This window comes from Terrisporobacter sp., assembly GCF_017888745.1.
Classification (GTDB): Bacteria; Bacillota; Clostridia; order Peptostreptococcales; family Peptostreptococcaceae; genus Terrisporobacter.
The window spans coordinates 1-5,752 of sequence record NZ_JAGHFM010000262.1 but is presented as its reverse complement, the minus strand read 5'-3'; the positions used below and the strand labels follow the sequence as shown (position 1 = coordinate 5,752).

Here is a 5,752-nt window from a genome sequence, read left to right as displayed (position 1 = left end):
GATTTTATCATTATTTTTCTTTCTTTTATCTAATTGAATTTTTAACTTATAATTTTCTTCCTTAAAATTTACATATGCCATAATAATACACCTCTCTCATATATCATATTATTTGCAAAAAAAAGACTTAAATACATTGTATTTAAGTCTTTTTTTTCATTAATTAACCTTCTAATATTTCATTCCCTTTTATTTCTTTTATCTCTTCTACCTCTACACTCTTACCAAATAATTGTACACCTATAAACATTGCTATGAATGCTATTGGTAAAATTAAATAAACTGGTAAACCGAAACCTGCTGGTATATATCCAAATAGTATTGTTATTACTGCCACAAATATACAATATGGCATTTGTGTTCTAACATGATCTATATGATTACATCCTGCACCCATTGAAGATAAAATTGTAGTATCTGATATTGGTGAACAATGGTCTCCAAATATAGCTCCTGTTAAAACCGCACTTGTACTTACTATTACATAAGACATATCAGGATTTATTGAGTAAGCAAGTGGTATTGCTAGTGGCATTAATATACCAATTGTTCCATAAGATGTTCCTGTTGCAAATGATATAATTGCACCAAGTACAAATATTAAACTTGGTAATATAAATTGTGGTATAGAACCTGATAATAATGTAATTAAGTACTTAGCTGTACCAAGTTCTTTTATTACTGAAGAAAGTGACCATGCACAAATTAATATTACACCCGTTATAACTAAAGTTTTCATACCATCTACCCATATATCTAGAGCTTCAGAAACTGTAAATATTTTTTTACATACCCCCATAACTACTGCTACTATTCCTGCAAATAATGCTGATTGAAAAAGTGCAACTGATGCATCTGCATTTGAAAATGCTTCTTTTATTGCTTCAAATGATGCTGGTGAATTTTTCATAAGTTCTATTATTGCTGTGTCTTCTCCGCCCATTATAGTAGTGTATCCACTATAATAAAATGCAAATAATGCACCTAATATTAATGTTCCTATTGGTATTATAGCATTCCAAATATTTAATTTAACACCTGGTAGTGGTTCTAAATCATCATGTTTACTTAATTCTTTATCTACATCTTCATTAACAGTAAGATTTAATCCACCTCTTCTACATTCAATTTCTGCTTTTCTCATAGGGCCAAACTCTTTTAAAAGTAGTGCAGTCATTACTATAAACCCTAATATTAAAATATTATAAAATCTGAATGGTATAGTATTTAAAAACACACCAAAAGCATTTGTATCAACACCTATACTTTCAAATGCAGAGCCTATAAGACCGACTTCAAGACCTATCCAAGTAGATATTATAGCTATACCTGCAACTGGTGCTGCTGTCGCGTCTATAATAAACGCTAATCTTTCTCTTGATATCTTCATTTTATCAGTAACAGGTCTCATCATCGGTCCAATTATTAATGAGTTCGCATAATCATCAAAAAATACAAGTAAACCTGCTACCCAAGCTATTATTTGTGCACTTTTAGCATTTTTTGCTCTTTTTGATAAAGCTTCAGCTATAGCTTTTGCTCCACCCATTTTTCCAACAAGGTTTATTACTCCACCTATTGCTAGCACTTGAAGTATAATACCAGCATTCCATGGATCAGCAAGTGATTCAACTGCTCTGTCTATTAAATCTAAGAAAGAATAAAATAATGCCATAAAAGGATTTGAGCCTATTATGTTAAGTATGAATCCTCCTGACATTATCCCTATAACCAACGAAACTATAACATTTTTAGTTATAAATGCTAAGGATATAGCTACTATCGGTGGTATCAAAGTAAAAATACCAAATCGCTCAGCATTTTGAGCTTGGATATCAACTTCTTCTGCGAATGATAATGCTGTTGTCATAATAAAAAACATAGTTGTCATTAAAAATAATCTAAAATTTCTTTTTTTCATAATATTTCCCCCTCATATTTTTAGTGAATATTATAAGGGCTAGTTATTGCTTAAAATTTAATTCATTTTATAAATAAAAATATTTCTTTAGCAAATTAAAAAGACCTTGATGCTAGAGCATCAAGGTCATAATTATTCAAATTATAAATCCGAATTGATAGCTCAACACTAAAAAATTAGTGACAGTGATACATATATTCTATATACCCCCAGCTATATAACCTTAAAGCTTCAGTTATACGCTTCGGCGATTTTTCCTTTCACAATAAATCAACGTGCTTAACTCCTTATTGTTACTCATAAATACCGCACCTCTACCTTAAATATTCACTTGTTATTATAATTATATACATATTGCCACATTTTGGCAAGTAATTAATAAAATATTTTTTTCATTAATAATACCTTACTTTGTTTTATAATTTAAACTTAATTACTTTTATACAAAACCCTTAGATTAAAATTTGCTATTTGATAATTTTAGTCTAAGTCTTTTATTTTTTAACAATTCATCGTGCTTACATTATTGTTAATGCTGATAAATATCGAGCCTCGACCGCTTTGCTCAGTTCTTATATTTAGTATATCTTATTATTATTTATTTATATGAAATATAAATCCATAATGTACCCATTGTGATATATCTTCACTAATTAAAGAATAGTTTAACTCGTCTAAAGTAATATTGTTATCGTCTAATAAATATGCATATATGTTATTATTTTCTTCAAATATTCTCATATATTTAAAATCATATTCATAATAATTTTTATCTCTTACTTCTCTATGTCTATCTCTAGATTCATCTTTTATCATAAAAAATTTATCTTTATTATAGGATAGATATATTAAAATAGCATCTTCTTGAGCTGTATATTGTACAATTATAACACTATCTTCTTTTTTATTTTTTATATTTTTATTAAAATTATCCCATAAGTTTTTATTACCTACCATTTTTCCATTTTTAATTACTATCATATTTTTTTTTATTGCATTATCAATCGATAAATCCTTATTATTACCACAACTTGTTAATATCTTTATTATTTCACTAGATTCTTCTTTTCCATATACTTTTAATTCACTTATTTGATTTTTAAAATTTTTAATGTTTAAGTCTACAGTTTTGCAACATCCTATAAAATTTATTGCTATAACATTAGTAATTACAAAAACTAATAATTTTTTCAAAATATCCCCCCCTTTATTATATATTTTTTCTTTATTACACAATATAAACCCTTCCATCTTTTAATCTTTCTTTTAAGAGTTAATATACTTTTTCCTTGAATTTTAGACATATTTTCTTATTTTTTTGTCTATTAAAAAGGATAATCATCATACTTTGTTGAATATATAGACAAACTCAATAATAAGCTAGGAGGTAAAAATGTTATTAATATATAATGAAAAAACTAACCCTTATTTTAATTTAGCTATGGAAGAATATTTTTTAAAAAATACTAAAGAAGATATTTTTTTATTATGGAGAAATGAGTCTGCCATTATTGTTGGTAAAAATCAAAATACATTATCAGAAATTAATTATGACTATGTAAAAGATAATAATATTAAAGTTGTAAGAAGGCAATCTGGTGGAGGGGCTGTGTTTCATGATTTAGGCAATATATGTTTTACATTTATTTCTTGTAATAATAATAGCTTTAGTGATTTCAAGAGATTTACTTTACCTATAATAGAAGCATTAAAGGGTCTAGGAATAAACGCTGAGTTTTCAGGAAGAAATGATTTATTAATTGATGGTAAAAAGTTTTCAGGTAATGCTCAATATAATTATAAAAACAAAGTAATGCATCATGGTACACTTTTATTTTCTTCTCAAATAAATGATATATCTGATGCTCTAAAAGTTAAAGCCTCTAAATTCGAAGGAAAAAGTGTAAAATCGGTAAAATCTCGTGTAACTAATATAAGCGAACATTTAGAAAATCCTATGGATGTGTTAGAATTTAAAAATTATTTAATGGCTTTTATAGCTAATAATGATAATAGTAGCTCTTTTTATCAAATGAGCCAAGAAGATATAGATAATATTAATTTATTAGTTGAAGATAAATATAGCACATGGGATTGGAATTTTGGTATTTCTCCAAAATACTCACTTAGTAATGAATTAAAATATGATGGTGGAAATGTTGAATTTAATTTAAATGTGGAAAAAGGTATAATAAGCGATATAAAATTCTTCGGTGACTTTTTTGGAAAAGAAGATGTTTCCTTCATAGAATCTAAGTTGAAAAATATTAAACATAACGAAGAAAGTATAAGGATTGTACTAAGCGATATAGAAATTAATAATTATTTCCTAGGATGTAACATAGACGTATTAGTTAAAGGAATAATGGGTGTAAAATAGTATAAAAATAAAGAAGAACAGAAATTACTCTATTCTTCTTTATTTTTTTTGTTCTCATAATTTTCTAAGTCTTTATTTAGTTTTGTTCCTAGTTTCCATGCTACGAAAGTTATAATTAAAAGTAACAATACTTTCAATGGATTTGTAATAAAACCTACTATATCTTTACCTATATAGCTAATAATAAAAAACATTACTAATTTACCAGTTAACACGGCAGATATAAATACAGAGGAATCTCTTTTGGCTAGCCCTTGAGAAATGGTTACTACACAAGCAGGTAAAAAAGGACATGCATAAGCTAAAAATAGTAATATAAATCCTTTTTCTTCTATCCAATGTATAGCTTTTTCAACTTTTTCATTTTTTACTAGATTTACCACTCTATTATTACTTATTTTTTTAATAAAGAAAAATAAGCAAATAGTGCCACTTGTAGAACCTATCCAAGATATTATTAAACCTGGATACATTCCAAACAAAGCTGCATTAGCAGTAACAATTGCTATTAAAGGAAGAATTGGTAAAAAGCTTTCAATAAATACACTTGTAAACCCTACTATAATTGATAATAGCCAATAATCATTTACTAAATTATATATGCTTTGAATATGTTCCACAATTTCCTCCCCTTTGTGAGTAATTTAATATACTTATTATATCACAATAAATTTACGTATATCATTTCTTACGAAAATTTCATAAAATCGTAACATTTTTGTTATATTATAAAAATATAACAAAAGACCACATAAATAGTGGTCTTTTTTATTATTTCACAATCTGTCTAACATGTAAATCCATTTGAGGATATGGTATAGAAATACCTTCTTCATCAAATCTTATTTTAACTTTTTCTAATAAGTCAAAATATACTGGCCAATAGTTTTCTTTATTGCACCAAACTCTTACAGCAAAGTTAAGAGAATTTGCCCCTTGTTCAAATAACCCAATAAATGGCTCTGGATTATGTAAAATTAAAGGATTATTTCTTACAATATCTTCTAATACTCTTTTAACTTTTAGTATATCACTTTCATAACTTGCAGAGAATATTAAGTCTACTCTTCTTGTCAGTTTTGAAGAATAATTTATTAAACTACCATTAGAAAGAGTTCCATTAGGTATTAATACAACTTTATTGTCTATAGTTGTTAATGTAGTATAAAATACCCCTATTTGCTCAACTTCACCTTCAAACTGACCTGTCTGTATATAATCTCCTACTTTAAAAGGTCTAAGTAAAAGTATTATAAAGCCACCTGCAAAGTTAGATAAACTACCTTGAAGAGCAAGACCTATAGCAACCCCAGCAGAAGCTACTACTGCTGCCAGACTAGAAAGCTGCAAGTCCCAATAACCACCTGCTATCACTAAAACTAATAATCCTTTTAATGATATATTTATAAAAGATTTAACAAATCTTATCAGAGTCATATCCATATTTTTCG

5 protein-coding genes and 1 riboswitch are annotated in these 5,752 nt (G+C 27.0%); of the genes, 1 reads left to right on the top strand and 4 read right to left on the bottom strand.

Annotated elements, in window-relative coordinates; all coding sequences use genetic code 11:
* Window positions 1-163: 163 nt before the first annotated feature.
* Both J7G74_RS11995 and J7G74_RS11990 read right to left on the bottom strand, forming a co-directional pair.
* Window positions 164-1,921 carry a Na+/H+ antiporter NhaC family protein gene (locus tag J7G74_RS11995; RefSeq protein WP_297135681.1) on the bottom strand — a complete coding sequence of 586 codons (1,758 nt, stop codon included), beginning with the start codon at window positions 1,919-1,921 and terminating at the stop codon, window positions 164-166.
* Between the two features lie 150 nt (window positions 1,922-2,071).
* A riboswitch (Lysine riboswitch) is annotated at window positions 2,072-2,246 on the bottom strand.
* A gap of 269 nt (window positions 2,247-2,515) precedes the next feature.
* Window positions 2,516-3,115: a DUF4362 domain-containing protein gene (locus J7G74_RS11990; RefSeq protein ID WP_297135679.1), complete on the bottom strand. Its 600-nt coding sequence runs from the start codon at window positions 3,113-3,115 to the stop codon at window positions 2,516-2,518.
* Window positions 3,116-3,314: 199 nt separating this feature from the next.
* On the opposite strand from J7G74_RS11990, the gene J7G74_RS11985 reads away from it, so the two are divergent.
* The gene (locus tag J7G74_RS11985; protein ID WP_297135676.1) at window positions 3,315-4,301 is read left to right on the top strand and encodes a lipoate--protein ligase; all 987 of its coding nucleotides are present in this window, start codon (window positions 3,315-3,317) and stop codon (window positions 4,299-4,301) included.
* A 29-nt stretch (window positions 4,302-4,330) separates the two neighbouring features.
* Here the strand turns inward: J7G74_RS11985 and J7G74_RS11980 are convergent, their stop codons facing one another.
* A complete protein-coding gene (locus J7G74_RS11980) occupies window positions 4,331-4,921 on the bottom strand; it encodes a TVP38/TMEM64 family protein (protein WP_297135673.1) in 591 nt (196 codons plus the stop codon).
* A gap of 151 nt (window positions 4,922-5,072) precedes the next feature.
* Window positions 5,073-5,752 (bottom strand): mechanosensitive ion channel family protein (locus J7G74_RS11975; protein ID WP_297135670.1); only part of this gene is annotated, 680 nt, incomplete at its 5' end.